The 25,077-nt window shown below is 73.3% G+C and carries 26 protein-coding genes; 16 read left to right on the top strand and 10 right to left on the bottom strand.

Annotation, left to right across the window (positions count from 1 at the left end):
• Positions 1 to 19 precede the first annotated feature (19 nt).
• The 5 genes from ACFYU9_RS15615 to ACFYU9_RS15595 all read right to left on the bottom strand — a co-directional run bounded on the left by ACFYU9_RS15615 (position 20) and on the right by ACFYU9_RS15595 (position 4,715).
• Positions 20 to 712, bottom strand: a complete 693-nt coding sequence (locus ACFYU9_RS15615) for a B3/4 domain-containing protein (protein WP_389345019.1) — start codon at positions 710 to 712, stop codon at positions 20 to 22.
• Between the two features lie 34 nt (positions 713 to 746).
• Complete coding sequence (locus ACFYU9_RS15610; RefSeq protein WP_389345017.1) at positions 747 to 1,349, bottom strand: transglutaminase family protein; 603 nt, start codon at positions 1,347 to 1,349, stop codon at positions 747 to 749.
• A 95-nt stretch (positions 1,350 to 1,444) separates the two neighbouring features.
• Positions 1,445 to 2,524, bottom strand: coding sequence for a threonine aldolase family protein (locus ACFYU9_RS15605; RefSeq protein WP_389345308.1), 1,080 nt, complete (start codon positions 2,522 to 2,524; stop codon positions 1,445 to 1,447).
• A complete protein-coding gene (locus ACFYU9_RS15600; protein ID WP_389213159.1) occupies positions 2,521 to 3,282 on the bottom strand; it encodes an SDR family NAD(P)-dependent oxidoreductase in 762 nt (253 codons plus the stop codon). The genes ACFYU9_RS15605 and ACFYU9_RS15600 overlap by 4 nt, the downstream gene beginning before the upstream one ends.
• 32 nt (positions 3,283 to 3,314) lie before the next feature.
• Positions 3,315 to 4,715, bottom strand: a complete 1,401-nt coding sequence (locus ACFYU9_RS15595; protein WP_389345015.1) for a DUF6421 family protein — start codon at positions 4,713 to 4,715, stop codon at positions 3,315 to 3,317.
• A gap of 255 nt (positions 4,716 to 4,970) precedes the next feature.
• Here ACFYU9_RS15595 and ACFYU9_RS15590 point away from each other — a divergent pair, with 255 nt between their 5' ends.
• Positions 4,971 to 5,654: a glycerophosphodiester phosphodiesterase gene (locus tag ACFYU9_RS15590; RefSeq protein ID WP_389345013.1), complete on the top strand. Its 684-nt coding sequence runs from the start codon at positions 4,971 to 4,973 to the stop codon at positions 5,652 to 5,654.
• A gap of 134 nt (positions 5,655 to 5,788) precedes the next feature.
• On the opposite strand, the gene ACFYU9_RS15585 is transcribed toward ACFYU9_RS15590, so the two are convergent.
• On the bottom strand, positions 5,789 to 6,340 hold the full coding sequence (locus ACFYU9_RS15585) for a GNAT family N-acetyltransferase (RefSeq protein ID WP_389345011.1): 552 nt from the start codon (positions 6,338 to 6,340) through the stop codon (positions 5,789 to 5,791).
• 167 nt (positions 6,341 to 6,507) lie between these two features.
• Here ACFYU9_RS15585 and ACFYU9_RS15580 point away from each other — a divergent pair, with 167 nt between their 5' ends.
• The 4 genes from ACFYU9_RS15580 to ACFYU9_RS15565 all read left to right on the top strand — a co-directional run bounded on the left by ACFYU9_RS15580 (position 6,508) and on the right by ACFYU9_RS15565 (position 9,799).
• A complete protein-coding gene (locus ACFYU9_RS15580) occupies positions 6,508 to 7,113 on the top strand; it encodes a DUF5134 domain-containing protein (RefSeq protein WP_389345009.1) in 606 nt (201 codons plus the stop codon).
• 119 nt (positions 7,114 to 7,232) lie between these two features.
• The gene (locus ACFYU9_RS15575; protein ID WP_389213150.1) at positions 7,233 to 8,171 is read left to right on the top strand and encodes a M56 family metallopeptidase; all 939 of its coding nucleotides are present in this window, start codon (positions 7,233 to 7,235) and stop codon (positions 8,169 to 8,171) included.
• Between the two features lie 106 nt (positions 8,172 to 8,277).
• Positions 8,278 to 8,913, top strand: coding sequence for a phosphatase PAP2 family protein (locus ACFYU9_RS15570; RefSeq protein WP_389345007.1), 636 nt, complete (start codon positions 8,278 to 8,280; stop codon positions 8,911 to 8,913).
• A 202-nt stretch (positions 8,914 to 9,115) separates the two neighbouring features.
• Positions 9,116 to 9,799 carry a TetR/AcrR family transcriptional regulator gene (locus ACFYU9_RS15565; protein ID WP_389213146.1) on the top strand — a complete coding sequence of 228 codons (684 nt, stop codon included), beginning with the start codon at positions 9,116 to 9,118 and terminating at the stop codon, positions 9,797 to 9,799.
• Here the strand turns inward: ACFYU9_RS15565 and ACFYU9_RS15560 are convergent.
• Positions 9,748 to 11,241, bottom strand: coding sequence for an LVIVD repeat-containing protein (locus tag ACFYU9_RS15560; protein WP_389345005.1), 1,494 nt, complete (start codon positions 11,239 to 11,241; stop codon positions 9,748 to 9,750). The genes ACFYU9_RS15565 and ACFYU9_RS15560 overlap by 52 nt on opposite strands.
• A gap of 232 nt (positions 11,242 to 11,473) precedes the next feature.
• Between ACFYU9_RS15560 and ACFYU9_RS15555 the strand changes: the two genes are divergently transcribed.
• The 4 genes from ACFYU9_RS15555 to ACFYU9_RS15540 all read left to right on the top strand — a co-directional run bounded on the left by ACFYU9_RS15555 (position 11,474) and on the right by ACFYU9_RS15540 (position 15,265).
• Positions 11,474 to 12,130 carry a DUF305 domain-containing protein gene (locus tag ACFYU9_RS15555; RefSeq protein WP_389345003.1) on the top strand — a complete coding sequence of 219 codons (657 nt, stop codon included), beginning with the start codon at positions 11,474 to 11,476 and terminating at the stop codon, positions 12,128 to 12,130.
• A 112-nt stretch (positions 12,131 to 12,242) separates the two neighbouring features.
• Positions 12,243 to 13,655, top strand: coding sequence for an FAD-dependent oxidoreductase (locus ACFYU9_RS15550; protein WP_389345001.1), 1,413 nt, complete (start codon positions 12,243 to 12,245; stop codon positions 13,653 to 13,655).
• 353 nt (positions 13,656 to 14,008) lie between these two features.
• A complete protein-coding gene (locus ACFYU9_RS15545; RefSeq protein WP_389344999.1) occupies positions 14,009 to 14,572 on the top strand; it encodes a heme-binding protein in 564 nt (187 codons plus the stop codon).
• A gap of 93 nt (positions 14,573 to 14,665) precedes the next feature.
• On the top strand, positions 14,666 to 15,265 hold the full coding sequence (locus ACFYU9_RS15540) for an ankyrin repeat domain-containing protein (protein ID WP_389344997.1): 600 nt from the start codon (positions 14,666 to 14,668) through the stop codon (positions 15,263 to 15,265).
• A gap of 32 nt (positions 15,266 to 15,297) precedes the next feature.
• Here ACFYU9_RS15540 and ACFYU9_RS15535 read toward each other — a convergent pair whose 3' ends face one another.
• Positions 15,298 to 15,660 (bottom strand): ArsR/SmtB family transcription factor, encoded by a 363-nt coding sequence (locus ACFYU9_RS15535; RefSeq protein ID WP_389344995.1) that lies wholly within the window; start codon positions 15,658 to 15,660, stop codon positions 15,298 to 15,300.
• Positions 15,661 to 15,802: 142 nt separating this feature from the next.
• On the opposite strand from ACFYU9_RS15535, the gene ACFYU9_RS15530 reads away from it, so the two are divergent.
• The 5 genes from ACFYU9_RS15530 to ACFYU9_RS15510 all read left to right on the top strand — a co-directional run bounded on the left by ACFYU9_RS15530 (position 15,803) and on the right by ACFYU9_RS15510 (position 20,903).
• Positions 15,803 to 16,888, top strand: coding sequence for an NADH:flavin oxidoreductase/NADH oxidase (locus ACFYU9_RS15530; RefSeq protein WP_389344994.1), 1,086 nt, complete (start codon positions 15,803 to 15,805; stop codon positions 16,886 to 16,888).
• 145 nt (positions 16,889 to 17,033) lie between these two features.
• A complete protein-coding gene (locus ACFYU9_RS15525) occupies positions 17,034 to 18,119 on the top strand; it encodes a WD40/YVTN/BNR-like repeat-containing protein (RefSeq protein WP_389217693.1) in 1,086 nt (361 codons plus the stop codon).
• 103 nt (positions 18,120 to 18,222) lie between these two features.
• Positions 18,223 to 18,900, top strand: a complete 678-nt coding sequence (locus ACFYU9_RS15520) for a uracil-DNA glycosylase (RefSeq protein WP_389344992.1) — start codon at positions 18,223 to 18,225, stop codon at positions 18,898 to 18,900.
• Positions 18,897 to 19,886 (top strand): N-acetylglucosamine kinase, encoded by a 990-nt coding sequence (locus tag ACFYU9_RS15515; protein ID WP_389344990.1) that lies wholly within the window; start codon positions 18,897 to 18,899, stop codon positions 19,884 to 19,886. Before ACFYU9_RS15520 ends, ACFYU9_RS15515 begins: the two co-directional genes overlap by 4 nt.
• A gap of 99 nt (positions 19,887 to 19,985) precedes the next feature.
• Positions 19,986 to 20,903, top strand: coding sequence for a sirohydrochlorin chelatase (locus tag ACFYU9_RS15510; protein ID WP_389217684.1), 918 nt, complete (start codon positions 19,986 to 19,988; stop codon positions 20,901 to 20,903).
• A gap of 93 nt (positions 20,904 to 20,996) precedes the next feature.
• Here ACFYU9_RS15510 and ACFYU9_RS15505 read toward each other — a convergent pair whose 3' ends face one another.
• Both ACFYU9_RS15505 and ACFYU9_RS15500 read right to left on the bottom strand, forming a co-directional pair.
• The gene (locus ACFYU9_RS15505) at positions 20,997 to 22,052 is read right to left on the bottom strand and encodes a lactonase family protein (protein WP_389344989.1); all 1,056 of its coding nucleotides are present in this window, start codon (positions 22,050 to 22,052) and stop codon (positions 20,997 to 20,999) included.
• An 89-nt stretch (positions 22,053 to 22,141) separates the two neighbouring features.
• The gene (locus ACFYU9_RS15500; RefSeq protein WP_389345307.1) at positions 22,142 to 23,641 is read right to left on the bottom strand and encodes an FUSC family protein; all 1,500 of its coding nucleotides are present in this window, start codon (positions 23,639 to 23,641) and stop codon (positions 22,142 to 22,144) included.
• A 360-nt stretch (positions 23,642 to 24,001) separates the two neighbouring features.
• Between ACFYU9_RS15500 and ACFYU9_RS15495 the strand changes: the two genes are divergently transcribed.
• The gene (locus ACFYU9_RS15495; RefSeq protein ID WP_389217679.1) at positions 24,002 to 24,478 is read left to right on the top strand and encodes an Lrp/AsnC family transcriptional regulator; all 477 of its coding nucleotides are present in this window, start codon (positions 24,002 to 24,004) and stop codon (positions 24,476 to 24,478) included.
• A gap of 111 nt (positions 24,479 to 24,589) precedes the next feature.
• A complete protein-coding gene (locus ACFYU9_RS15490) occupies positions 24,590 to 25,042 on the top strand; it encodes an SRPBCC family protein (RefSeq protein ID WP_389217676.1) in 453 nt (150 codons plus the stop codon).
• The last annotated feature ends 35 nt before the right edge of the window (positions 25,043 to 25,077 follow it).

The raw sequence follows: 25,077 nt of genomic DNA, 5'->3' as shown, positions 1-25,077 counted from the left end.
CTCACCGGCCCCACCGGCCTCACTCCGGGTCGCGGAGGGTGATCCGGGCGCCGGGGCTGACCTTCTGGAGCGCCTCGGCGAGTTCCTCGCCGGCGGCGATCAGCTCGTCCCGGGTCATCGGCGCCAGCGACTCCAGGAGGAAGAGCGCGTCGGTGGTGTCGTCGTCGATGCGGGTGCGCGGGCCCTGGCGCCAGTTCCAGCGGCGGCAGGTGACGCCCGCCTCGTCGCACCAGACGACCTCGCCGGGCTCGGGGTGCTCCACGGCCGGCTCGCCGCCGGCGACGGTGACGAACTCCTCCTCGCCGGTGGCCCGGACGAGCCGCATGGCGCCCTGGATCCGGTTGAGGTCCTCGCCGCCGACCGGGATGAGACGGGCGACGCTGATCGCGTTGTAGGCGTCGACGAGCCGGTTGATCCGGGGCAGTCCGCCGTCCGCGAGGGCCCGCTTGGCCAGGGCCTCGGCCGAATTGCGGGTACGGGACGGCTTGGCGCCGAAGGCGGTGTACGCGGCCCGCCAGGCGGCGATGTGCGGGTCCTGGTCCGGGGTCCGGCCGGCCAGGCGCTCGGCGAGCCGCCGGGCCGCTTCGTCGAGCAGGGCCGAACTGGTCTCGTCGCTGGGGCCGTTGACGAGGCCGTGGGCCTCGACGGCGAGGTGGGTGAAGCCGGGGACGAGGGTGCGCACGTCGTCGGAAACGGTGAGCGTGAGGGTCATGATCCGCCGTTCGGTGTTCTCTGCTCTCCGGAACTCACAGTTCCGTGGGGAGCGTCCGCCAGAGGTACGTCCGGTCGGGGGCGGCTCGCAGCGCCGCGAGGACGACCGGATGAGGTTCAGCATAGAGCACCGGATAGTCCACTTCATTGAACTCCGGCCGCACGGCCCAGGCCAGCCGCTCCTCCTTGAGGGAGAACTGGGCGTCCACGCCCGGCGGCACGTTCCCGCGCGGATCCTGCCGGGCCCACCGCTCCTCGCCGGGCAGCCGCACCGCGACGAGCCCGTGGACCACCGGGTTCGAGCCGTCGTCGTCCGCGAGCCGCTGGTAGCACAGGGCGGCCGGGACGCCACGGGCCCGCAGCAGCGCCGCGTACGCGATGGACTTGGCGTAGCAGATGCCGGTGCCCTGCTCCAGGACGTCGGAGGCGCGCCAGGTGACGCGCGGATCGTCCGCGTCATGGGAGTGCGGGATGGCGTCACGGACGAACTCGAAGGCGGCCTTGGCGTATGAGTATGCGTCGACGTGATCGATGGACAGCCGGTCGGCGACGGCCCGGACCACCGGATGACCGTGGTCGACCGCCTCGCCTGCGGCCAAGTAGGCAGAGATGTCGGGGTTCTTCTGGATCAGCTCCATGCGACGCGAGCATAGGAACGCGGCCGGACGGAAGTCAATGACTTTCCATCCGGCCGCATAGCCATGCAGATATTCGGTTGCCCGGAGCCGAGAGGCTAGCGCGCCATCTCTTCCTTCAGCGCCTGGAGGAAGGCGTCGACGTCGTCCTCCTTGGTGTCGAAGGAGCACATCCAGCGCACGTCGCCGGCCGTCTCGTCCCAGAAGTAGAAGCGGAAACGCTCCTGCAGCCGTCGGCTGACCTCGTGCGGAAGCCGCGCGAAGACCGCGTTCGCCTGCACCGGGTAGAGGATCTCCACCCCGTCCACGCCCCGCACGCCGGCCGCGAGGCGCTGGGCCATCGCGTTGGCGTGACTGGCGTTGCGCAGCCACAGGTCCTTGGCGAGCAGCGCCTCCAGCTGGACCGACACGAAGCGCATCTTGGAGGCGAGCTGCATGGACAGCTTGCGCAGGTGCTTCATGTGGCTGACCGCGTCCGGGTTGAGGACGACCACGGCCTCGCCGAAGAGCATGCCGTTCTTGGTGCCGCCGTACGAGATGACGTCGACGCCGACCGCGTTGGTGAACGCCCGCATCGGCACGTTCAGGGAGGCGGCCGCGTTGGCTATCCGGGCGCCGTCGAGGTGCACCTTCATGCCCTTGGAGTGGGCGTGTTCCACGATGGCGCGGATCTCCTCGACCGTGTACACGGTGCCGAGTTCGGTGTTCTGGGTGATCGAGACGACCTGGGGCATGGCCCGGTGCTCGTCCTCCCAGCCCCATGCCTGCCGGTCGATCAGCTCGGGGGTGAGCTTGCCGTCCGGGGTGGGCACGGTGAGCAGCTTGAGGCCGCCCATCCGCTCGGGGGCGCCGCCCTCGTCCACGTTGATGTGGGCGGTCTCGGCGCAGATCACCGCGCCCCACCGGTCGGTGAGGGCCTGCAGCGCGGTCACGTTCGCCCCGGTCCCGTTGAAGACCGGGAAGGCTTCGGCGGTGGGGCCGAAGTGGCTGTGCATGATCCGCTGCAGGTGATCGGTGTACTGGTCCTCGCCGTAGGCGACCTGGTGGCCGCCGTTGGCGAGGGCGATGGCCGCGAGGACCTCCGGGTGGGCGCCGGCGTAGTTGTCGCTGGCGAAGCCCCGGACCGACGGGTCGTGGTGACGACGGGCGTCGGTCCTGGGGCCCAGGGCCGAGGTCACGGCTTGGGGGTCAGCCACAGGCGCTGTCCATTCACTTCCTGTGCGGGCTCGTCCCAGAGTCCGGCGATGGCGTCGGCCAGGTCCTTGACGTCGGTGAAGCCCGCGAACTTCGCATTCGGGCGCTCGGCGCGCATCGCGTCGTGCACCAGTGCCTTGATCACCAGGATGGCAGCCGCCGCCTGCGGGCCGTCGTCGCCCCCCAGCTTGCGGAAGGAGTCCGCCATGGCGAGGGTCCACGCCTCGGCCGCCGCCTTGCCGGCGTTGTACGCGGCGTTGTTGGCCAGCGGCTTGTGCGCGCCGACCTGGCTGACCAGGGCGTAGCGGCCGCGGCCGCCACTGCGCAGCAGTCCGTCGTGGAAGGCGAGCGAGGTGTGCTGGACCGTGCGGATCAGCAGCTTCTCGAGGAAGTCCCAGTCCTTGAGGTCGGTCTCGACGAAGGACTGGCTGCCGCGCCAGCCGCCGACGAGGTGGACCAGGCCGTCGATCCGGCCGAACTCCTTCTCCGTCTTCGCCGCCCACTCGCGGGTGGCGTCGAGGTCGAGGAGGTCGACGGTGTCACCGACGACCCGGGCGCCGCCGTGCGCGTAGCGGGCGGCGTCGACCGCCTCCGCGAGGCGCGCCGGGTCGGCGTCGGAGGCGACCACGGTGGCGCCCGCCTCGGCGAGGCGCAGGAGGGCGGCCCGGCCCGCGGGGCCGGCCGCGCCCGCGACCGCGATGACGGCGCCGTCCAGCGGGCCGCCGTTTCCGTTGGCGTTCATGGGCGTCTCCTCCGTGTGCAGGACGGCGTCGGTCACGCGGCGGCCCGCTCGGGCATGTCGGCGGCGGTGATGCCCTTGGTGTCGGCGATCACGCCCTTCATCTTCTTGGAGAGGGCCTCAAAGAACATGCTGAGCGGAAACTCGTCCGGAAGCACGTCGTCGACGAGCTTGCGCGGCGGCAGCGACGTGTCGAGGGCGTCGGGGCCCTTGGCCCACTTCGAGCCCGGGTGCGGGGCGAGGTAGGTGGAGACGAAGTCGTACGCCTTGAACCAGTGCACGAGCTTCGGACGGTCGATGCCGTCGCGGTAGAGGGTCTCGATCTCGCCGCAGAGGCGGTTGGTGACCTCGGGCGCGCGCTCCCAGTCGATGGTGAGGACGTTGTCCGTCCAGCGCACCACCTCGTTCTTGTGGAGGTACGCGAAGAGGAGCTGGCCGCCCAGACCGTCGTAGTTGCGGTTGCGGTCGCCGGTGAGCGGGAAGCGGAACATCCGGTCGAAGAGGACCGCGTACTGCACGTCACGGCCGTGCTCGTTGCCCTCGGCCTCCAGCTTCACGGCCTCCTTGAAGGCGGTGAGGTCGCAGCGGAGCTCCTCCAGGCCGTACATCCAGAAGGGCTGGCGCTGCTTGATCATGAAGGGGTCGAAGGGCAGGTCGCCGCGGCTGTGGGCGCGGTCGTGGACCAGGTCCCAGAGCACGAAGGCCTGCTCGCAGCGCTTCTGGTCGCCGAGCATGGCGTCGATGTCGGCGGGCAGCTTCAGGCCGAGGGTGTCGACGGCGGCCTCGGTCACCTTGCGGAAGCGGGCGGCCTCGCGGTCGCAGAAGATGCCGCCCCAGGTGAAGCGCTCGGGGACCTCGCGGACCGCGACGGTCTCCGGGAAGAGGACGGCCGAGTTGGTGTCGTAACCGGCGGTGAAGTCCTCGAAGGTGATGCCGCAGAAGCCCGGGTTGTCGTAGCGGGTGGCCTCCAGCTCGGAGAGCCACTCGGGCCAGACCATGCGGAGCACGACGGCCTCGAAGTTGCGGTCCGGGTTGCCGTTCTGCGTGTACATGGGGAAGAGCACGAGGTGCTGCAGCCCGTCGGCGCGGCTCGCGGCCGGGTGGAACTCCATGAGGGAGTCCAGGAAGTCCGGGACCTCGAAGCCGCCCTCGGCCCACTTGCGCAGGTCGGCGACGAGCGCGCGGTGGTACGCGGCGTCGTGCGGGACCAGCGGGGAGAGCTGCTCGACCGCGGCGACGAGGCGCCCGACGGTCTGCTCCGCGGCGGCGCGGGTCGGCGCGCCCTCGGCCGCGAAGTCGATGGAGCCGTCGTTGCTCTGCCAGGGGCGGAGCTCCTCCACGGCATTCTTGAGCTCGGGCCAGGCAGGGTGGTCGATCACCGGAGCATCGGTGGATATCCCCCCACCGGTCACGTCCTGCACAAGAATTTCCGTCATGCCTCTTCCTCCACAGGAGAACCTTGCGTCGTCACAGCCTACGCATGACTGAATCTCGCCCACAAGAGGGGAAGGAAAAATTCTCCTGTAGACCCCTACCGAGACCGCGAAATTTCCTGTGCGGCGGGGTTTGAAGTCGAGAAATACGGGGTTCCGCGCGGCTCCTTCCTGTTTCGCGCCCAGTTTCGCGCCCAGTGGCTAGGCTGCGCCGGGACCGGATCCGGGGGGCGTGACGACGACGGAAGCGAGAAGATCTTGGGTTTCCTCACCATCGGCCACCGCGGGGTCATGGGCGTCGCGCCCGAGAACACCCTGCGCTCCTTCGTACTCGCCGAGCGGGCGGGCATGGACGTCATCGAGCTCGACCTCCACCTCAGCAAGGACGGCGCCCTCGTCGTCATGCACGACGCCGACGTGGACCGCACCACCGACGGCACCGGGCCGATCTCCGCGAAGACCCTCGCCGAGCTGCGCGAGCTGGACGCCGGGCAGGGAGAGCGGGTGCCGGTCTTCGAGGAGGTCCTGGCCGCGGTCGGCGCGCCGCTCCAGGCCGAGATCAAGGACGCCGGCGCGGCCCGGGCGCTGGCCGCGGTGCTGAACGAGCGGGAGCTGACCGGCCGGGTGGAGGTGTTGTCCTTCCACGACGAGGCCCTGGCGGAGGTCCGCGCGCTGGTGCCGGGGGTGCGCACCGCGCTCGTCGCCGACCGGCGGCAGGACGAGGTGGTGCGGCGCGCGCTCGACGTGGGTGCCACGGCGCTGGTCCTCAACATCCGCCACCTCACCCGGGACACCGTCGAGCGGGCGCACGCGGCGGGGCTGCGAGTGGTCGGCTGGGTGGTGAACACCGAGGACGACCTGCGCCTGGCGCACGCCTTGGGGCTCGACGGGGCGACCACGGACCGGCCGGAGATCCGGCGCGCGGGCCCTCACACGGCCTAAGGGCCGGACGGCCCGTAAGGGCCTGAGGGCAGGACGGCCCGGCACGGCCTGACGGCCCGGCACGACCTGAGGACCGGACGGCCCGGCACGGGAGCCCGCGGCACGCGGCTCGGCCGACGGGCTCGGCCCAGGGGTCAGCCGAGCGGCTTGACCAGGAGTTCGAACTGCAGGTCGTCGCGCTGCGGCAGGCCGAAGCGCTCGTCGCCGTACGGGAACGGGGTCATCCGGCCCGTACGGCGGTAGCCGCGCCGCTCGTACCAGGCGATCAGCTCCTCGCGGACCGAGATCACCGTCATGTGCATCTCGCGCACGTCCCACAGCTCGCGCACCCGGCGCTCGGCCTCGGCGATGATCCGCCGGCCGAGACCGGCGCCCTGGAGCTCGGGCCGGACCGCGAACATGCCGAAGTAGGCGGCCTCGCCGCGGTGCTCCAGCTGGCAGCAGGCAACCAGCGCGCCGTCCTGCTCGACCACCAGGAGCCGGCTGCCCGGCGTGGTGATGACGTCGGCGACGCCCTGCGGGTCGGTGCGCTGGCCCTGGAGCAGGTCCGCCTCGGTGGTCCAGCCCGCGCGGCTGGCGTCGCCGCGGTACGCCGACTCGACGAGCGGGACGAGCGCCGGGACGTCGTCGAGGACGGCCTCGCGGTAGTTGAGCGTGCCGGTGAGCCGGTCGGCGGCGGTGTCCATGCGGTACGGGTCTCCCCTCGGGCGCGGGCGATCGGCGGACGCGATCGCCCCGAGCCTAACGCGCGCCCCGCACTCCCCCTTGTATACCTGTGCGCGCCCGTGCGCCCGCGTGGGTCCGCGGGCGCCGGGCATGCATCGGGGAGGACCGCGGGGAGGGGGTGTGCGGCGTGCACGGACCGGCGCTTCCGGGCTGGCTGCTGGTGGTGCTGTGCGGCGCGAGCGGTGGCTACTGCCTGCTGCGGATGCGGGCCGGCCGCTCCGGCGCGGAGCGCCGGGCGGCAGGCGGCGAGGCCGTGATGGGCTTCGGGATGGCGCTGATGGCGCTGCCCGCGGCCGTGCTGACCCCGCCGGAGTGGGGCTGGGCGGTGTACGCGGTGGTGTTCGGCTGCGCGGCGCTGCTCGGGCTGCGCGGCGCGGTGCTGCGCGGGGGCCATCATCTGCACCATGTGGTGGGCTCCTTGGCGATGGTCTACATGGCGGTGGCGATGGCCGCCGCACCCGGCGGTCCGGGGGCGCACGGGGGGCATGGCGCGGGTCACGGCGGCGCGGCCGTCGCGACCGGGGGCATACCCGTGCTGACCGGGGTGCTGCTGGCGTACTTCGGTGTGTACGTGCTGCGTTCGGGCGCGCGGCTGGTGCCCGTGACGGGGGCCGGGGTGCGGGCGGAGCCGACGGGGGGCGGAGCGGTGAGGGTGGGAACGAGGGGCGAGCTGGCGCTGGTGTGCCGGCTGTCGATGGGGCTCGCGATGCTGGCGATGCTGCTTTCGCTCTGACGTACCCGGCCGGTCCGGCCAGTGGCCCGGCCGCACGGCCGCACGGCCAAACCGTGGCGTGCGTCACTTGGTCCGCAAGCCCGTACCCCCGCCTGGTATCCCGCTCATAGGGTGGCGTCATGTTGGTCTCCCTCGCGCTGCTCACGCTCGGCGTCCTGACCGCCTCCCTCGCCCCGCGGCTTCTGGCGCGGGCCGACTGGGCGGAACGGGAACCGGTGGTGGCGCTGTGGGTGTGGCAGTGCGTCGTGGCCGCGGTGCTCCTGAGCTTCGCGCTGGCGATGACGTTCAGCGCGGCCGCGGCCTGGCAGGCCGTGCGCGGCCAGGTGTTCGCGTCCGCGCCGGCCGCCGTGATCGAGGCGTACGAGCTGGGCGGCAACCGGCCGTGGTCGGCGGTGCTCGCCGTGCTGCTCGCGGCCGGCGGGGTGTGGACCGGGGCGATGCTGGGCCGGGAGATCGGCCTGGCGCGGGCCGGCCGCAAGCGGCGTCGTGGCGAACTGCTGGTGCGGGCGCCGCTGTTGCCCGGCGAGGAGCCGTCCGGCAGCGCGCGTCTGGTGGTCCTGGAGGGTGAGCGCGCGGACGCCTGGTGGCTGCCCGGCGGCGCGCCGCGCCTGGTCATCACGACGGCCGCGCTGCGCCGTCTCAAGGGCCGTCAGCTCGACGCGGTGCTCGCGCACGAGCAGGGGCACGCCCGGGCGCGGCACGACTGGCTGCTGCACTGTTCGGCGGCGCTCGCCGAGGGTTTCCCCGGGGTGCCGGTCTTCGCCGCCTTCCGCGGCGAGATGCACCGCCTGGTGGAGCTGGCGGCGGACGACGTGGCCTCGCGCCGCTTCGGCCGGCTGACCATCGCCCTCGCGCTCGTCGAACTCAACGAGGACCGCGGCGTCTTCGGCCCGGGCCAGGCCCATGACGCCGATCTGCCGCAGCGCGTCAACCGCCTGCTGGCCGCGACCCCGCGCCTCACCGCCGCCCGCCGCCTGCGTCTGACCGCCGCGGCGGCCCTGGTGCCTGTGGTCCCGGTGCTGATCGCGTTCGTGCCGGCGCTGCGGGCGCTGCGCTAGCCGATGACCTGCCCCGGGGGCCGCCGCCGGACGGACCCTCGACGCGCGCACGGCGCGCGGGCATGCCGGTCGGCGGCGCGCGGGCCGCGTCGGGCAGGATCGGGGCATGCGCATCTCCGCCGCCGTGTCGGGCGCCCTGGCCGTGCTGTTGCTGGTCCTCGTCGCCGTGGGCTGGTCCCCGCTGCTCTCGGTGGACCGGGAGGTGGCCGAGGCGCTGCACCGCAGCGCGGTGGCCCATCCCGGGTTCACCCATCTCAACCGGATCCTGACGGACTGGGTCTGGGCGCCGTGGACGATGCGCACGCTGGCAGCGCTGACGGTGGTGGTGCTGTGGTGGCGGCGGGAGCGGCGGCTGGCGCTGTGGGTGGCGGGGACGGTCCTGCTGGCCTGGGGCCTGCAGCACGGCGTGAAGGCCGCGGTGGGGCGGCCGCGGCCGAGCTGGCCGGATCCGGTGGACTCGGCGAGCTTCCCGGCCTTCCCGTCCGGGCACGCGATGACGGCGGCGGTCGTCTGCGGCCTGCTGCTCTGGGTGCTCGCGCTGCACTGGCGCGAGACGTGGTGGGGCTGGGGCACGCTCACGGGCGCGGCCCTGGTGTCGGTCGTCGGGGTGGGCTTCACCCGGGTCTATCTGGGCGTGCACTGGCCGTCGGACGTGGTGGCCGGCTGGCTGTTCGGCTGGTTCTGCGTGGCTGTGGCGATCATCACGTACCGGCGCGTGGAGCGGCGTACGGAAGAGGGCTGACGGCCTCGGCCGGGCCCCACCGACAGACCGGACACCGGAGGCAGAATGGGAGAAAAGGGCATGAAACACATATGGCCGCCTGTTCTGGACGATCCCCCGCGTCGCCCAGAACAGACGGCAGGTCCCGCCTTCGGCCACAAGGGCACGACGGCAGGACGCGCTGAGTATATTGGCTGCAAGCCAGTCAACGCAGGAGTCCAGCATGTCCCCGCGTAGCGCATCGGTCAACGAAGAACTTCGCCGGCGCTCCCGCGAGCGGATCCTGCAGGCGACGGTGGAGCTGGTCGCCGAGCGCGGATACGAGGCGACGACCCTCGGCGACATCGCGGCGCGCGCCGGTTCGGCGCGCGGGCTGATCTCGTACTACTTCCCCGGCAAGCGGCAGCTGCTGCAGTCCGCGGTGCACCGGCTGATGCACCGCACCCTGGAGGAGGCCCTGGAGCGCGAGCCGCGCACCGAGGACGGCCGGGAGCGCCTCGCGCGGGCGATCGACGCGGTCCTCGGGCTCGCCGAGGAGCAGCCGGTGCTCATGCGGACGCACATGGCCGGCATCCTCCAGGCCGAGGGCTTCGTGCGGTGCCCCGAGCAGCAGCGGCTCGCCGCGCTGCTCCGCGACACCGTCGAGCGCTACGGCTCGACCGACGTGGACACCGACTATCCGCTGCTGCGGGCGCTGCTCATGGGCACGGTCTTCGCGATGCTGCTGCCGGGGGCGCCGATGCCGATGTCACGGCTGCGCGCGGAGCTGTTCCAGCGGTACGGGCTGGACTGGGAGCGCGGCATGCCGCCGGGCGGTGGTCCGCCCGACGGCATGGCGTTGATTCCCGAGCCGGCTCAGTCCTCGGAGTCGTCCGGGCCGCCGGAGCGGTCGAAGTCCGTGAAGTAGTCCGGCTGCGTCTGGACGTTGAGCTCGTCCATCCGGACCCGGGCCCCCTTGTCCGTCCGCTTGTCGCTGAGCTTCAGGACGTCGAAGCCCTTGGCGATGTCGTTCGAGTAGATGTAGCCGTTGTAGTAGTACGCGGACCAGGAGCCGCCGGTGACGAGGTGGTCCGCGGAGAGCGGGCCGCGCTCGAAGTACCCGATCTCGTGCGGCTTGCGGGAGTCGGTGAAGTCCCAGACGGAGACGCCGCCCTGGTACCACGCCTGGACCATGAGGTCCTTGCCCTTGACCGGGATCAGCGCGCCGTTGTGGGCGACGCAGTTCTCGGTGTCGGCCTGGTGGCGCGCGATCTTGAAGTAGCTGCGGAAGACGAGCCGACGCCCGTCGCCCTTGCCGACGATGTCGTAGATGCCGTCCGCGCCGCGGTTCGGGCCGACGGTCGTGTTGCAGGTGGCCGCGCCGCCGCCGCCGAGCTCGTCGGTGAAGACGACCTTGTCGGCCTTCTGGTTGAAGGTCGCGGAGTGCCAGAACGAGAAGTTGACGTTGTCCTCGATCTGGTCGATGACCCGCGGGCGCTCCGGGTCCTTGATGTCGAAGAGGATGCCGTCGCCCATGCAGGCGCCGGCCGCGAGGTCCTTGCTCGGCAGCACGGTGATGTCGTGGCAGCCGGTCGTCTTGGAGACGCCCGGGTTGGTGGGCGCGCCGGGGTTGCCGCCGCCGTCCGGGCCGTCGCCCGGGAAGAGGACGGGGAAGTTCACGACCCGGGCCTGCTCGGGCGCGTCGCGCGGCACCTTGATGACGGAGATGCCGTCGTGCGGCGGCTGGCAGTCCGGGAAGGCCGCGTTGGGCGAGTACGAGGAGACGTAGACGTACACGTCCTTGCGCTTGGGCACCAGGGTGTGGGTGTGCGAGCCGCAGTTGGTCTCGACGGAGGCGACGTACTTCGGGTTGGCGATGTCGCTGATGTCGAAGATCTTCATGCCCTCCCAGGACTCCTTGACGGAGGCGGGCTGGGGCACGCTGGCACAGGAGTTGTCACTGCGGGAGGAGTCGGTGGAGAGGAAGAGCAGGTTCCCGGAGACGGAGACGTCGTTCTGGGAGCCGGGGCACAGCACCTGGGCCACCGTCTTCGGGGACTTCGGGTCGCTGATGTCGAAGATCCGGAAGCCGTCGTAGTTGCCGGCGAAGGCGTACTTGCCCTGGAACGCCAGGTCGGAGTTGGTCCCCTTGAGGGCGTCCTTGGGGATGTTGACGAGGTGTTCGATGTTGGGGCTGTGGACGACCTCGTCCACGCCGGGTATCTCGCCGCTCGCTATCGCGGTGCGGGCGGCGGCCGCCTGCTCCGAGGTGAGGGTCGGCTGGGCCGGGCTGTCGCCCGGGTCGGGGGTGGCGGCCGCGGGTCCGGCGACGAGCATGCTGACCAGCAGTCCGACCGCGGCGGTTGCCACGCCGAGGCGTCTGGTCCGTGCGCGCGGGGTACTCGTGGTACGCAACGTGGGTCACTCCGTCCTCTGTGAGATCCGTTCATGCTTGAACGACGGATGGACCCCGGCAGTATCTTCCTTACCGTGTACATCTCAACAGATGGCAACAGAGAAGTAATGAACTTTCCTTGAGACGCCGCTGTCCGCATCGGCTCGCCGGAACGTCCGAGTTGACGAACTACCTCTGGAGGTCGTGTTGTTGAACCGCCGTGCCCGTGGATCCCTCGCCGTGACGCTCTCCGTCGCCGCCTTACTCGCCCTCGCCGCCTGCGAGTCGGGCAAAACAGAGGACAAGTCGGCTCCCGTGCCGGTGAGTTCGAGCGGTCAGTCGGTGATCGCGCCGGGGAAGCCCGGTGAACCCGCCAAGCGCGTCTCGCCGGAGGAGGCGGCCCGCCTCATGCCCGACGAGCGCCCCAACAGCGCCGACTTCCGCTACGTGCAGATGATGATCGAGCACCACCGGCAGGCGATCACGATGACCGCGCTCGTGCCGCAGCGGGCCGCGTCCCCCAAGGTGAAGAAGGTCGCCGAGCGGATCGGCGCCGCCCAGGGGCCGGAGATCGGTGCCATGGAGGGCTGGCTCAAGAGCAACGGCGGCCCGCGCCCGCAGTCCGGCCACGACCACCACACGATGCCGGGCATGGCGACCGAGGCCCAGCTCGCCGAGTTGCGCGCCGCGAAGGGCCGGGCCTTCGACACGCTCTTCCTGAAGCTGATGACCGCCCACCACGAGGGCGCGGTGACGATGGCCGCGGAGGTGCTGAGCCAGGGCAACAACGTGCTGGTGGAGGAGATGGCGAACGACGTGATCGCACAGCAGACGGCGGAGATCGACCGGATGCGGTCGCTGTAGCCCGCCGCGCCGCTCCGGCCGGGGAAGTCGTGCCGCGCACTCCCCCGGCGGCCCGCCCGGTGCCATGCTGGAGGTCACCCGGAGGTCCTCCCCCACCGGAAGGGGCGCGTCCGTGCTGCGAGTCGCCGTGGTCGGCGCCGGTCCCAGCGGCGTCTACACCGCCCAGGCACTGGTCGGGCAGAACACCGTGCCCGGGATCCGGGTCGACGTCCTGGACCGGCTGCCCTGTCCGTACGGCCTGGTGCGGTACGGGGTCGCGCCCGACCACGAGAAGATCAAGTCACTGCAGGGCAGCCTCCGCACGGTCCTGGAGGACGAGCGGATCACGTTCCTCGGCGACGTCGAGGTCGGCGCGCGCGGCCTCACCCCGGCGCGGCTCCTGGAGCTCTACCACGCGGTCGTCTACTGCGTCGGCGCCGCCCGCGACCGGCGGCTCGGCGTGCCCGGCGAGGACCTCGACGGCAGCTTCTCGGCCACCGGCTTCGTCTCCTGGTACAGCGCCCACCCGGACGCCGCGAGCGAGCGCTTCGGCCTCGACCGGCCGGGCGCCGTGGTGATCGGCGCCGGGAACGTGGCCGTGGACGTGACCCGGCTGCTCGTCCGGCGGGCCGCCGAGCTGCGCCCGACGGACATCCCGCAGGGCGCCCTCACCGCGCTCGCCGCGAGCGGGGTGCGCGACGTGCACATGGTGGCGCGCCGCGGGCCCGCACAGGCCCGCTTCACCACCAAGGAACTGCGCGAACTCGGCACCCTCCCCGGCACCCGGGTCCTGGTCGACCCCGCGGACCTCGCCCTCGACCCCGCCTGCGCCGACCCGTCCGGCCTGCCGGCCGTGAACCGGCGCAATCTGGAGGTCGTACGGGCCTGGGCGACGGCGGCCCCGGGCGACGGCGCGGGCCCGCGCTCCGTACGGCTGCGGTTCTTCCTGCGTCCGGTGGAGATCCTCGGCACCGGCGGCCGCGTCACGGCGGTGCGCTTCGAGCGCACGGAGCCCGACGGCACCGGCGGGGTACGGGGCACGGGGCGGTACGAGGAGATCGCGGCCGGGCTCGTACTGCGGGCCGTCGGCTACCGGGGCGTCCCGCTGCCCGGGCTGCCGTTCGACGCGGCCCGGGGCACGGTCCCGCACGCGGCGGGCCGGGTGCTGAGGGACGGGTCGGCGTCGCCGGGCGAGTACGTGGCGGGCTGGATCAAGCGCGGCCCGAGCGGCGTGATCGGCACCAACCGCCCGTGCGCCAAGGAGACGGCCGCCTCGCTCCTCGCCGACGCCGCCGCCCTCGCCCGCCGGCCGGTCGCGCCCGACCCGGTCGCCGCGCTGCGTGCCCTGGGGCACGAGCCCGTGCCGTGGAGCGGCTGGCTGGCCATCGAGCGCGCCGAGGCGGCGCTCGGTGACGCTCTGGGGCGTGGCCCGGTGAAGATCCAGGACTGGGAGGGGCTGCGGGGCGCGGCGCGGGAGGGCGACCGGCCGGGTGGGATCCCGGATCCAGGATCCGATATCCGGAACCCTGCTGGATCCGATGTCTAGGATCCTGGATCCGATGCCCGGCATCAGGGATCCGATGTCCAGCGCCCTGGATCCAGTGCTCAGGATCCTGGATCCGATATCCGGCAGCTTTCCGGCACCTTGGATCCAATGTTCAGGATGTCGGATCCGATACTCATCGCCCTGGATCCGAAATCCAGGATCTTGGGTCTCGGATATCGCGAGACAGCTCCTCCTCGGTCATCCGATTGGATGACGTCGAGGTAAGCCGGGCGGGGCCGGAGACGCAGCCGCCGGGCCGACCGGCCGGCGGTGCGGGCGGCACCAGGATGGATGACAGAGCGGGACGGCACACGGCCTCCCGGGCAGCGGAAGACCGTGAGGAGTCATCCATCATGAAGAAGATCTCGATGCGGGCCCGTGTCCTGACCGGCGGTGCGACCCTGGTCGCCCTGGGCGCCGGCGCCTTCGGCGCCGTCTCCGCGAACGCGGCCACGCCGGCCGCCGCACCCGCCGCCGCCGTGGCGAAGCCGAAGGCCGACGCGAAGAAGCAGAACACCACGCAGAGCACGCATCTGACGATCGAGGCGGCCACCAAGGCCGCCCAGGCGTCGCTGAAGGCCGCCGAGATGGAGAACCAGCGCGTCTCCGTCGCCGTCGTCGACCGCAACGGCAACACCATCGTGACCCTTCGCGGCGACGGTGCCGGCCCGCAGTCCTACGAGTCGGCCGTCAAGAAGGCGTACACCGCCGTCTCCTGGAACGCCCCGACCTCCGTCCTCGCCGGCCGGCTGGCCAACGCCCCGACCCTGAAGGACATCCCCGGCACCCTCTTCCTCGCCGGCGGCGCCCCGGTCACCGCGGGCGGCGCCCCGATCGCCGGCATCGGCGTGGCCGGCGCGCCCTCCGGCGACCTGGACGAGAAGTTCGCCCAGGCCGGCGTGGCCACCCTGAACTGACCTCCGCCGCCCCGAACCCCGGCGGCGCCCGGCCCCCTCGCCGGACACCGCCGGCCCCGTGTCCGTACCCCTGCCCCGTACCGAGGAGCCCCCATGAACGTCCCCGCCGACCAGCGCCTTCTCGCCGCCGCCCACAGTGGCGACGCCGAGGAGGTGCGAGCCGCGCTCGCCGACGGTGCCCGGGTCGAGGCCCGTGACGACGAGCTGCGCTCGCCGTTGCTGCTCGCCTCCCTGGGCGACCATGTGGCGGCGGCTCGGGTGCTGGTCGCGGCGGGCGCGGACGTGAACGCGCAGGACGCGCGGCACGACAGCCCGTGGCTGGCGACGGGAGTGACCGGGAGCGTGGCGATGATGCGGGTGCTGCTCGCGGCCGAGCCGGGCCCTGATCTGCGGCTGCGGAACCGGTTCGGCGGGATCAGTGTCATCCCGGCCGCCGAGCGCGGGCACGTGGCCTATGTGGGGGCCGTGCTCCAGGAGACGGACATCGACGTCGACCACGTCAACGACCTGGGCTGGACGGCCCTGTTGGAGGCGGTGATCCTCGGCGACGGCGGGCGGGCGCACCAGAAGGTGGTGGCGCTGCTGCTCGCCGCCGGCGCGGACCGGGATCTGGCGGACTCCCATGGCGTGACGGCCCTGGAGCACGCCGAGCGGCGCGGCTTCGAGGAGATGGCGCAGCTGCTGCGGGGCTAGGGCCCGTCCGACCCTGATCCGCCGGACAGGCCCTAGAGCTCGCCGGCCTCGTTCTGTCGGCCGGCCTGGGACTCGGCGGCCGCGAGGACGGTGTCGAGGAGGCCGGGGAAGAGCGTGTCGAGGTCGTCGCGGCGGAGCATGTTGAGCTTGGCGGTGCCGCGGTAGAGCTGCCGGACGACGCCGCTCTCGCGGAGCACGCGGAAGTGGTGGGTGCTGGTCGACTTGGTGACCGGGAGGTCGAAGTACGAGCAGGCGAAGGCGTCCGCCGTGCCGCGGGCCATGTCCCGCACGATGCGCAGCCGGACCGGGTCGGAGAGCGCGTGCAGCACGGCTTCGATCCGGATCTCCTCGCGCGCGGGGTGTTCCAGGACCCGGGGGTTGGTCGCGGTCGTCACGGCGGCGGCTCCACGGCTCTCGGGATGGCTCTCGGGAAGGACGCTCACCATTGTACGAGAATCCTCGTAGTTTGACAGGTGCCGTACTACGACGAGTATCGTACGAGAGCATCCGCACCCGGCACGTCCCACGGAGTCCGCCATGAGCGCCGCCCTCTTCGAGCCCTACACCCTCAGGTCCGTCACCGTCCCGAACCGCGTCTGGATGGCACCGATGTGCCAGTACTCGGCGGAGCCGGCCGGCCCGAACGCGGGTGCGGCGGGCGACTGGCACTTCGCGCACTACGCGGCCCGCGCCACGGGCGGCGCCGGACTGATCCTCCTGGAGGCCACGGCCGTCTCCCCCGAGGGCCGGATCAGCCCCTACGACCTCGGCATCTGGGACGACGCCCAGATCGACGGCCTGCGCCGGATCACCGGCTTCCTCGCCGCGCACGGCACCGTTCCGGGCATCCAGATCGGACACGCCGGACGAAAGGCCGCCACCCACCGCCCCTGGGAGGGCAGCGGACCGGTCGACGCCGACGGCGGCCTGGCATGGCGGCCGGTCGGCCCGAGCCCCGTCGCGTTCGACGACCGGCACGTCGTCCCGGACGAGCTCTCCGTGGAGCAGATCCACGAGATCACCGCGCAGTTCGCGGCCGCCGCGCGCCGCGCGCTGGCCGCCGGCTTCAAGGTCGTGGAGGTGCACGGCGCCCACGGCTATCTGATCGGGCAGTTCCTCTCCCCGTTCAGCAACCGCCGCACCGACTCCTACGGCGGCTCCTTCGAGAACCGCACCCGCCTCGCCCTGGAGGTCGTCGACGCCGTGCGCGCCGAATGGCCCGAGGAGCTGCCGCTGTTCTTCCGGATCTCGGCCACCGACTGGCTCCAGGAGCAGGGCTGGACGGCCGACGAGACCGTACGCCTGGCCGCACTGCTCCGCGAGCACGGCGTCGACCTGCTCGACGTCTCCACCGGCGGCAACGGCGGCCCGGCGCGGATCCCCGTCGCCCCCGGCTACCAGGTGCCCTTCGCCGCCCGGGTGCGGGCCGAGGCCGGCCTCGCGGTCGCCGCCGTCGGCCTGATCACGGAGGCCGAGCAGGCCGAGAAGATCCTCGCGAACGGCGAGGCGGACGCGGTGCTGCTCGGCCGCGAGCTGCTGCGCGACCCGTCCTGGCCGCGCCGCGCGGCCCACGGCCTGGGCGCGGAGGTCGTCGCCCCGCCGCAGTACGCCCGGGCCTACTGAGCCCTGCCCCGGACCGGCCGCACACCTCGGCCCGGTCCCGGCAACACGCCCCTGACCTGGGGCGAAGCCGCCTCCGGGGGCCGTTGTCAGTGGTGCGGTGCAGACTGGCCCGTATCCGCGACAACGGCGTCCTGGAGGTGTCGGCATGACCGACGTGCTACTGACCGTAGGGACCCGCAAGGGTCTGTTCATCGGCCGCGGGCGAGACGGCCGATGGGAGTTCGACGAACCGCACTTCAACGCGCAGGCGATCTACTCGATCGGCATCGACACCCGCCGCGCGACACCCAGAATCCTGGTCGGCGGGGACAGTTCGCACTGGGGCCCCTCCGTCTTCCGCTCCGACGACCTCGGCGCGAGCTGGACCGAGCCGGCCACGCCGGCCGTCAAGTTCCCGCAGGACACCGGGGCTTCGCTGGAGCGGGTCTGGCAGCTGCACCCCGCTCCCGCGCACTCCCCCGACGTCGTCTACGCGGGGACCGAGCCGGCCGCGCTGTTCCGGTCCGCCGACGGCGGCGAGTCCTTCGCGCTCGTGCGCCCGCTGTGGGAGCACCCCACCCGGGACCAGTGGGTGCCGGGCGGGGGCGGCGAGGCGGTGCACACGGTGGTGACCGACGCGCGCGACCCGGACGCGGTGACGGTGGCCGTGTCGACGGCGGGCGTCTTCCGCTCGCGCGACGGCGGCGCGAGCTGGGCGCCGTCCAACGACGGGGTGTCGGCGGTCTTCCTGCCCGACCCGCACCCGGAGTTCGGCCAGTGCGTGCACAAGATCGCGCAGGACGCGGGCGACCTGGACCGGCTCTATCTGCAGAACCACTGGGGCGTGTTCCGCAGTGACGACGGCGGCGGCCGGTGGACGGACATCGGCGACGGGCTGCCCTCCGACTTCGGCTTCGCCGTCGCCGCCCATCCGCACCGCCCCGACACCGCCTACGTCTTCCCCATCACCGCCGACTCCGACCGGGTCCCGGCCGGCCGCCGCTGCCGCGTCTACCGGACCACGGACGCCGGGGCGACCTGGGAGCCGCTCACCGAGGGCCTGCCGGAGGGCGACCACTACGGCACGGTGCTGCGCGACGCCCTGTGCACGGACGACGGCGACCCGGCGGGCGTCTACTTCGGCAACCGCAACGGCGAGGTGTACGGGAGCGCGGACGACGGGGACAGCTGGCGGCTGCTCGCCGAGCACCTGCCGGACGTGCTGTGCGTACGGGCGGCGGTGATCGGATGAGCGAAGGCCGCCCGGGGCCCGAGTGGCCGGCGGGAGACGGGGACCGCCGGGCCGGGCTCCTTCGGCGGGCGGCGTTGTCCGACTGCGCCAGTAGAGTGACGGCGTGGCAGCACGACCGTTGAACGAAATCGTCGAGGCCGGGTGGGCGCACGCGCTCGCGCCGGTGGCCGAACGCATCGCCGGGATGGGCGACTTCCTCCGGCAGGAGATCGCCGCCGGGCGGACCTACCTCCCGGCGGGGGCGAACGTCCTGAGGGCGTTCCAGCAGCCCTTCGACGAGGTGAGGGTCCTCATCGTCGGCCAGGACCCCTATCCCACGCCCGGGCACGCCGTGGGCCTGAGCTTCTCGGTGGCGCCGGACGTGCACCCGCTGCCGCCGAGCCTGGAGAACATCTACCGGGAGATGCACTCCGACCTGGGCCTGCCCCGGCCCTCGAACGGCGATCTGACCCCGTGGACCCGTCAGGGCGTCCTGCTGCTCAACACGGCGCTCACCACGGCTCCGCGGCGGCCCGGCGCGCACCGGGACAAGGGCTGGGAAGCGGTCACCGAGCAGGCGATCCGGGCGCTCGCCGCACGCGGGAAGCCGCTGGTGTCGATCCTGTGGGGCCGCGACGCCCGCAATCTGCGGCCCATGCTGGGCAACCTGCCGGCGATCGAGTCCTCGCACCCCTCGCCGATGTCGGCGGACCGCGGCTTCTTCGGCTCCCGGCCGTTCAGCCGCGCCAACGACCTGCTGCTCCGTCAGGGCGCCGAGCCCGTGGACTGGCAGCTGCCGTGACGCTCGTCGTCGGCGTCGACTCCGGGGGCTCGGGGCTGCGGATCGCGCTCGCGCGGGCCGGGGACGGGACCGACGAGGCGGGGCGGCTGCTGGAGACGGTGACGTTCTGTGAGCCGATGCGGACGGGGCCGGGCGGGATCGACGCCGGGCAGTTGCTCGACCGGCTGCTGCCCGCCGTCGAGGCGATGCGCGAGCGCGCCGGCGAACGGGCCGGTGAGGAGCCGGCCAGGGCCGTCGCCGTCGGGGCGGCGGGCATGGCGACGCTCGGCGACCGCCTGCGCGCCGAGCTGCCGGGCGCGCTCGAACGGGCCTGGGGCGTACGGCGGCTCGCGCTCGCGGCGGATGCCGTCACCGCGTACGCCGGGGCGCTCGGGCAGCGTCCGGGCGCGGTCGTCGCGGCCGGCACGGGCCTGATCGCGCTGGGCACCGATCTGTCCGGCTGGCGCCGGGCGGACGGCTGGGGCCATCTGCTCGGCGACTGCGGCAGCGGCGCCTGGATCGGCCGGGCCGGACTCGACGCGGCGCTGCGGGCGCACGACGGCCGGCGCGGCGGCTCGGCCGCGCTGCTGGCGCGCGCGGAGGAGCGGTTCGGACCGGCGGCGGGGCTGCCGGGCGAGCTGTATCCGCGGACCGACCGGGCGGCCGTGCTCGCCTCGTTCGCGCCGGACGTGGCGTCGTGCGCCGTCGCCGGAGACCCGGTGGCCGAGGATGTTCTGGCGCGGGCTGCGACGCACATCGCGGAGGCCGCGGCGGCCGTTCTTCCCGTCGGCACGGAGGGCGAAGTGGCGCTGACGGGCGGGTTGTTGAAGCTGGGCGAGCCCTTGCTCGCACCTTTGCGCGCGGAGCTGCGGGCACTGCTGCCGACGGCACGAGAGGTGGCCGCAGCCGGCGATCCGCTGGCCGGAGCGGTGATGGTCGCGGGCGCGCTCGCGGCGGACGCGCTTCGCCTGCCGGAGGATCCGCGGCTGCTGCAACTCACCAGGTAAACGGCGGTTCCAGGCCACTTTCGGACATAGAGGGGCAGAATTCGCGGGGCCGCACCTCAGCGAACGGGGCAACGGACAAAACCAGTAGCATGCGGCGGCATGAGCTCCCCCACTGGGCCCAACCCCGGCCTGCCTGTACGAATGCCGCGACCCCGCCAGTCCGGGCGACACCGTCGCCCTGAACCCGTGGCGGCGCCCGAGGGCGCTCCCGCGCTGGTTCTCGCTGTACCCGGTGTGCCGTCGGCCGCCATACGCTCGCTGGCCGAAGAGGTCGTGAGCATCGCCCGCTCGGAGCTGCCCGGCCTGGAGGCCGCGATCGGCTACCTGGACGGCGACGAAGACGAGTACCCCACCCTCTCCGCCGTGCTGACGCGGGCCGCGGCCCTGCGCACCGAGCGGTACGAGATCGCCGTGGCCGCCGGCCGCGAGGTCGCCGCCCCCGAGGGCCCGGCCGCCGTCGTGGTGCCGCTGCTCGCGGGCCCGGACAGCGCGCTGACGCGGCGGATCCGGCAGGCCGTGATGGACGCCGGCAACAACGCCGAGCTGACCGATGTGCTCGGCCCGCACCCGCTGCTCGCCGAGGCCCTGCACGTGCGGCTCTCCGAGGCCGGTCTGGCCCGCGCCGACCGCGCCCGCCTGTTCACGGTCGCCACGGCGGCCGACGGCATCATCCTGGCCACCGTCGGCGGCGAGGAGGCCGTGCAGGCCGCCGGGATCACCGGCATGCTGCTCGCGGCGCGCCTCGCGGTGCCCGTGATGGCGGCGGCGCTCGACCAGGACGGTTCGATCGCCTCGATCGCCGAGCAGCTGCGCGGCGCCGGCGCGGAGCAGCTCGCGCTGGCCCCGTACCTGATCGGTCCCGAGCTGGCCGAGGGGCTGCTCGACGTGGCCGCCAAGGAGGCGGGCTGCGCGTCCGCCGAGGCGCTGGGCGCGTACCCGGCGATCGGCCGCCTGGTGCTCTCGCAGTACATGGCGACGCTCGGCATCAACCCGCAGCAGGGGGCGTCGGCCCACTGATGCGGGCGCGCACGCGCGCGTACGACCGTGACGGGAAGGGCCCGCGCCGGAGATGCTCCGGCGCGGGCCCTTCCCGTATTCGGGTTGCGGTGGCTAGCCCAAGACGACGCAGGAGGCGGCCGGGGCCGGGATCGAGCCGGCGCGGTCGGGAACGCCGGTGTCGGGGTCGACGGTGAACCAGGTGACGTCGCCGGAGTGCTGGTTCGCGGCGTAGAGGTGCCGGCCGGAAGGTCCGAGCGTCAGGTCGCGGGGCCAGCGGCCGCCGCAGGGCACGGAGGCGACGAGGCGGGCCTCCTCGCCGGTCGCGTCGAGGGCCAGGACGGCGAGGGTGTCGCCGCCGCGCACGGAGGCCCAGAGGAAGCGTCCGCCGGGGTCGGCGACGACCTCGGCGGGGTACTGGGGGCCGGTGGCGCTCTCGGGGACGACGGGGGTCTCGCCGAGCGGGGTGAGGACGCCGGCCTCGGGGTCCCAGCGGCAGACGGTGAGGGTGGGTTCCAGCTCGTTCAGGAGGTAGGCGTGACGGCCGGCCGGGTGGAAGACGAGGTGGCGGGGGCCGGTGCCGGGGCGCAGGGCGGTGCCGCCGTGCGCGCGCAGCACGCCGGTGGCGGGGTCCAGGGCGCCGACCGTGACGGAGTCCGTCCCGAGGTCGACGGCGAGCACCCAGCGTCCGCTCGGGTCGGGCAGCACCTGGTGCGCGTGCGGGCCTTCCTGCCGGTCGGCGACGGGCCCTGAACCCTCGTGCCTCATCAGGTCGGCGACGGGGCCGAGACGGCCGTCGGCGGCGCGGGGCAGGGAGGTCACGCTGCCGGACGTGTAGTTCGCGGTGAGGAGGTACCCGCCCACGACCGCGAGGTGCGTGGGCCCGGCGGCCCGGACCGGCACCGGCACGCCGAGCGGCCGGGGCTCCGGTCCGGTGACGTCGAAGGCGGCCGCGGCGCCCCGGTCGGTCTCCGAGACCGCGTAGAGCACGTCCCCGGCGAGCGCGAGGAACGTCGGATCGGCGACGGCGTCGCTCGCCCCGGTCACGGTGAGCGCGCCGCTCTCCCGGTCCACGTCGGCGGCGATGACTCCGCGTCCGCCCTCGGAGGTGAACGACCCGATGTACGCGCGCGTCGTCGTGCCGTCCTGCCCCGCCTGAATGTCGCCCACCGCACCCACTGCGCCTCCCCTGTCCCGTCGCCGGTCCGGGCGGACCGGCCGTGGTGGGGCCGACGTTAGCAGCCGGTCTAGACCAAGGGTCAGGCCACCGGGATCAGGGGCGCGCCCGGGGCGGTGCGCAGCGGGGTCGCGAGGTCGACCAGGGCGCGTTCGAGGCTGTGGAGGTGCGCCAGGGCGGCCTCCGCGCCCGGGTGGTGCGGCTGGAGGTCGAACAGGGTGGTCGTGGTCCGCGGCGGGACCGCGGCCGGGACCAGGGCGTGGACCGCGGACTCGACGCGCCAGGCGGCGGCCGCGAGGCGGGCGTCGTGGGAGGCGTCGGGGTCGGCGGCGACGGCGGCGAGGCCGCGGATCTCGCGGGCGCAGTCGTCGAGCAGCGCGAGGACCCGGCGGGCGCGGGCCTTGCGGGCCCGCAGCGGGCTCAGCGGGTGGACCAGCGGGGCGAGGGTGAGCCGGGCGCGGCCGAGGAGCAGGTCGAGCTCGGCGGCGTGCGGTGCCGGGTCGGCGTGCGGGTCCCCGGCGAGGCGGCGGGCCGCGGCGGTGGTGCAGGCGTGGACACAGGCCACGGCCCGCTGGATCCAGGCGTTGGTGGCCGCGTGCGTGGTCACCGGCAGCAGGGCGACGCCGACGGCGGCGCCGAGCGCGCCGACCGCGGTCTCCTCGAAGCGGAGCATCAGCAGGCCGGGGTGCAGGACGCCGAGGAGTCCGTAGAGCAGTCCGGCCATGACGGTGACGAAGAACATCATCCAGCTGTACGAGAGCGGCGCGGTGTAGAAGATCCCGAAGACGCAGACGGCGACGAGCGCGGCCGTCGGCGCGGGCGCGCCGCCCAGCGGCAGGGCGATGAGCAGTCCGGCGGCGATGCCGGTGACGGTGCCGACGACCCGGCGGAAGCCGCGGACCAGGGTCTCGCCGCGCGAGGCGGTGTTGACGAAGATCCACCAGGCGGTGCCGACGGCCCAGTACCAGCGCTGCTCGGAGAGCAGCTGGCCGGCCGCGAGGGCCACCGCGCAGGCGGCGGTGGCCTGGAAGGCCTGCCGGGTGGTGGGCCGGGCCAGCCCGGTGCCGGGCAGCGGGGCGGGCGCGGCGGGCGGCGGCACGTGCCGCTCGACGCACCAGAAGACGAAGCGGACGGCGCCGGCGGCGCCGAGCGCGAGCAGCACGGCCGCGAACAGCTCCGGCAGCTGCGCGGGCAGCGCGTGCAGGAACTGCGTCACGAAGAACTGCATGAACGCGAAGATGCCGAGCGCGTGTCCGCGCGGCCCCCAGCGGCGCGCGTACACCCCGGCGAAGACGACGACCAGCCAGGCGCCGTCGCGCAGCAGCGGCGCGTCGTGCAGGGCGGTCGCGAGCGCGAGCACGGGGAAGCCGGCGAGCGGCAGCAGGGCCGTGGTGACGGCCTGGCGGCGCACGGTGGGGTCGCCGACGGTGAACAGGGCGAGCAGCGCGGCGAGGCCCGCGGTGATGGAGGCGACGATGGAGAGCCCGGCCAGCTCGGAGACGGTCACCGCGAGCGCGATGCCGACGACCGCGCGGGTGGCCACCCGCAGCCGGACCCTGCCCGGGTCGGGCGCCACGCACATGCGCCGCAGCGCCCTGCCGCCGGCCGCCAGGCCCTTCTCCAGCAAACGCTTCGGGTCCTTCTTCATGACGGTCGTCCCGCCCCCGCTGCCGTACACACACCCTCTTCGTGGATTGATTCGTGGATGGCTTCGTCGGTTGAGATGTGGATGGCCGTGGACCGACCACATCACGACATGACGATGGCGCCGCGGGGCCGGGTCCCGGCCACCTCGCCGGTCCGGCGCGTGCGCGGCGCCATCTGTTCAACTCTCATAAGAGGAAAGCATCCTTCCGCCCAGTGGCTCAAACGACGTCCGGATGAGTGGGCCATTGGTACAGTCGAAACCTCTGCGGTAGGGCCAGAAGGAGGCCAACGGACCATGGCGGTGGACGCGCTCGACACCCGCATCCTGCGGCTCCTCATCGAGCAGCCGCGCACCAGCGTGCGCGAGTACGCGCGGATCCTCGGGGTCGCCCGGGGCACCGTGCAGGCCCGGATCGACCGGCTGGAGCGGGACGGGGTGATCACCGCGACCGGACCGGTGCTCTCGCCCGCCGCCCTCGGCCACCCGGTGCTCGCGTTCGTGCACATCGAGGTGACGCAGGGGCATCTGGACGAGGTCGGGGACGCGCTCGCAACCGTGCCGGAGATCGTGGAGGCGTTCTCCATCACCGGTGGCGGCGACCTGCTGACCCGGGTGGTGGCCCGGGACGCCGGACACCTGGAGGACGTCATCCAGCGGCTGATCCAGCTGCCCGGAGTGGTCCGCACCCGCACCGAGATCGCCCTGCGCGAGCGGGTGGCCCACCGACTGCTGCCCCTGGTCGAGTCGATCGGCCGCCGACCGCTCCCGTAGCGGCCGCCGCCCGTTGCGAGTCGCTCCGCCGCGGCGCCGGGATCGCCCTGCTGAGGGGCCTCCACCGTGGGACGATGGACTGAGATCCCCTCCCGCAAGCAAGGAGGCGACATGTCCAGGATCAACGCCTCCGTCGACATCGCGCGCCGCCCCGAGGACGTCTACGCCTACATCACGGACCCGCAGCATCTGCCGGAGTGGCAGGACAGCGCGGTCAAGGTGCAGCAGAAGCGCGGCGACCCCGGCACGGTCGGCTCGCAGGTCACCGTGACCCGCCGCATGGGCAAGAAGGACTTCGACATGACCATGCAGGTCATGGAGCTGGACCCGCCGCGCAGCTGGCACATCCACGGCATGGACGGACCGGTGCGCGGTGACGTCCAGGGCACCATCGAGCCGCTGGCGGGCGGCGAGCGCTCGCGGCTGACGCTCTCGCTCGACTTCGAGGGCCACGGCATCGGCAAGGTGATCGCGCCGCTGGTCGTGAAGCCGGCCGCCCGCAAGGAGATGCCGCGCGACGAGCAGAACCTGAAGTCGATTCTGGAGCGCGGCACCGCCGGCTGACCCGTCGACCGGCCCGTCGGTTGTCCCGCCGCCTG

The sequence above is a fragment of the Streptomyces sp. NPDC004327 genome (assembly GCF_042873935.1).
Lineage (GTDB): Bacteria > Actinomycetota > Actinomycetes > Streptomycetales > Streptomycetaceae > Streptomyces.
This window is presented reverse-complemented; position numbering and strand designations above follow the sequence as displayed.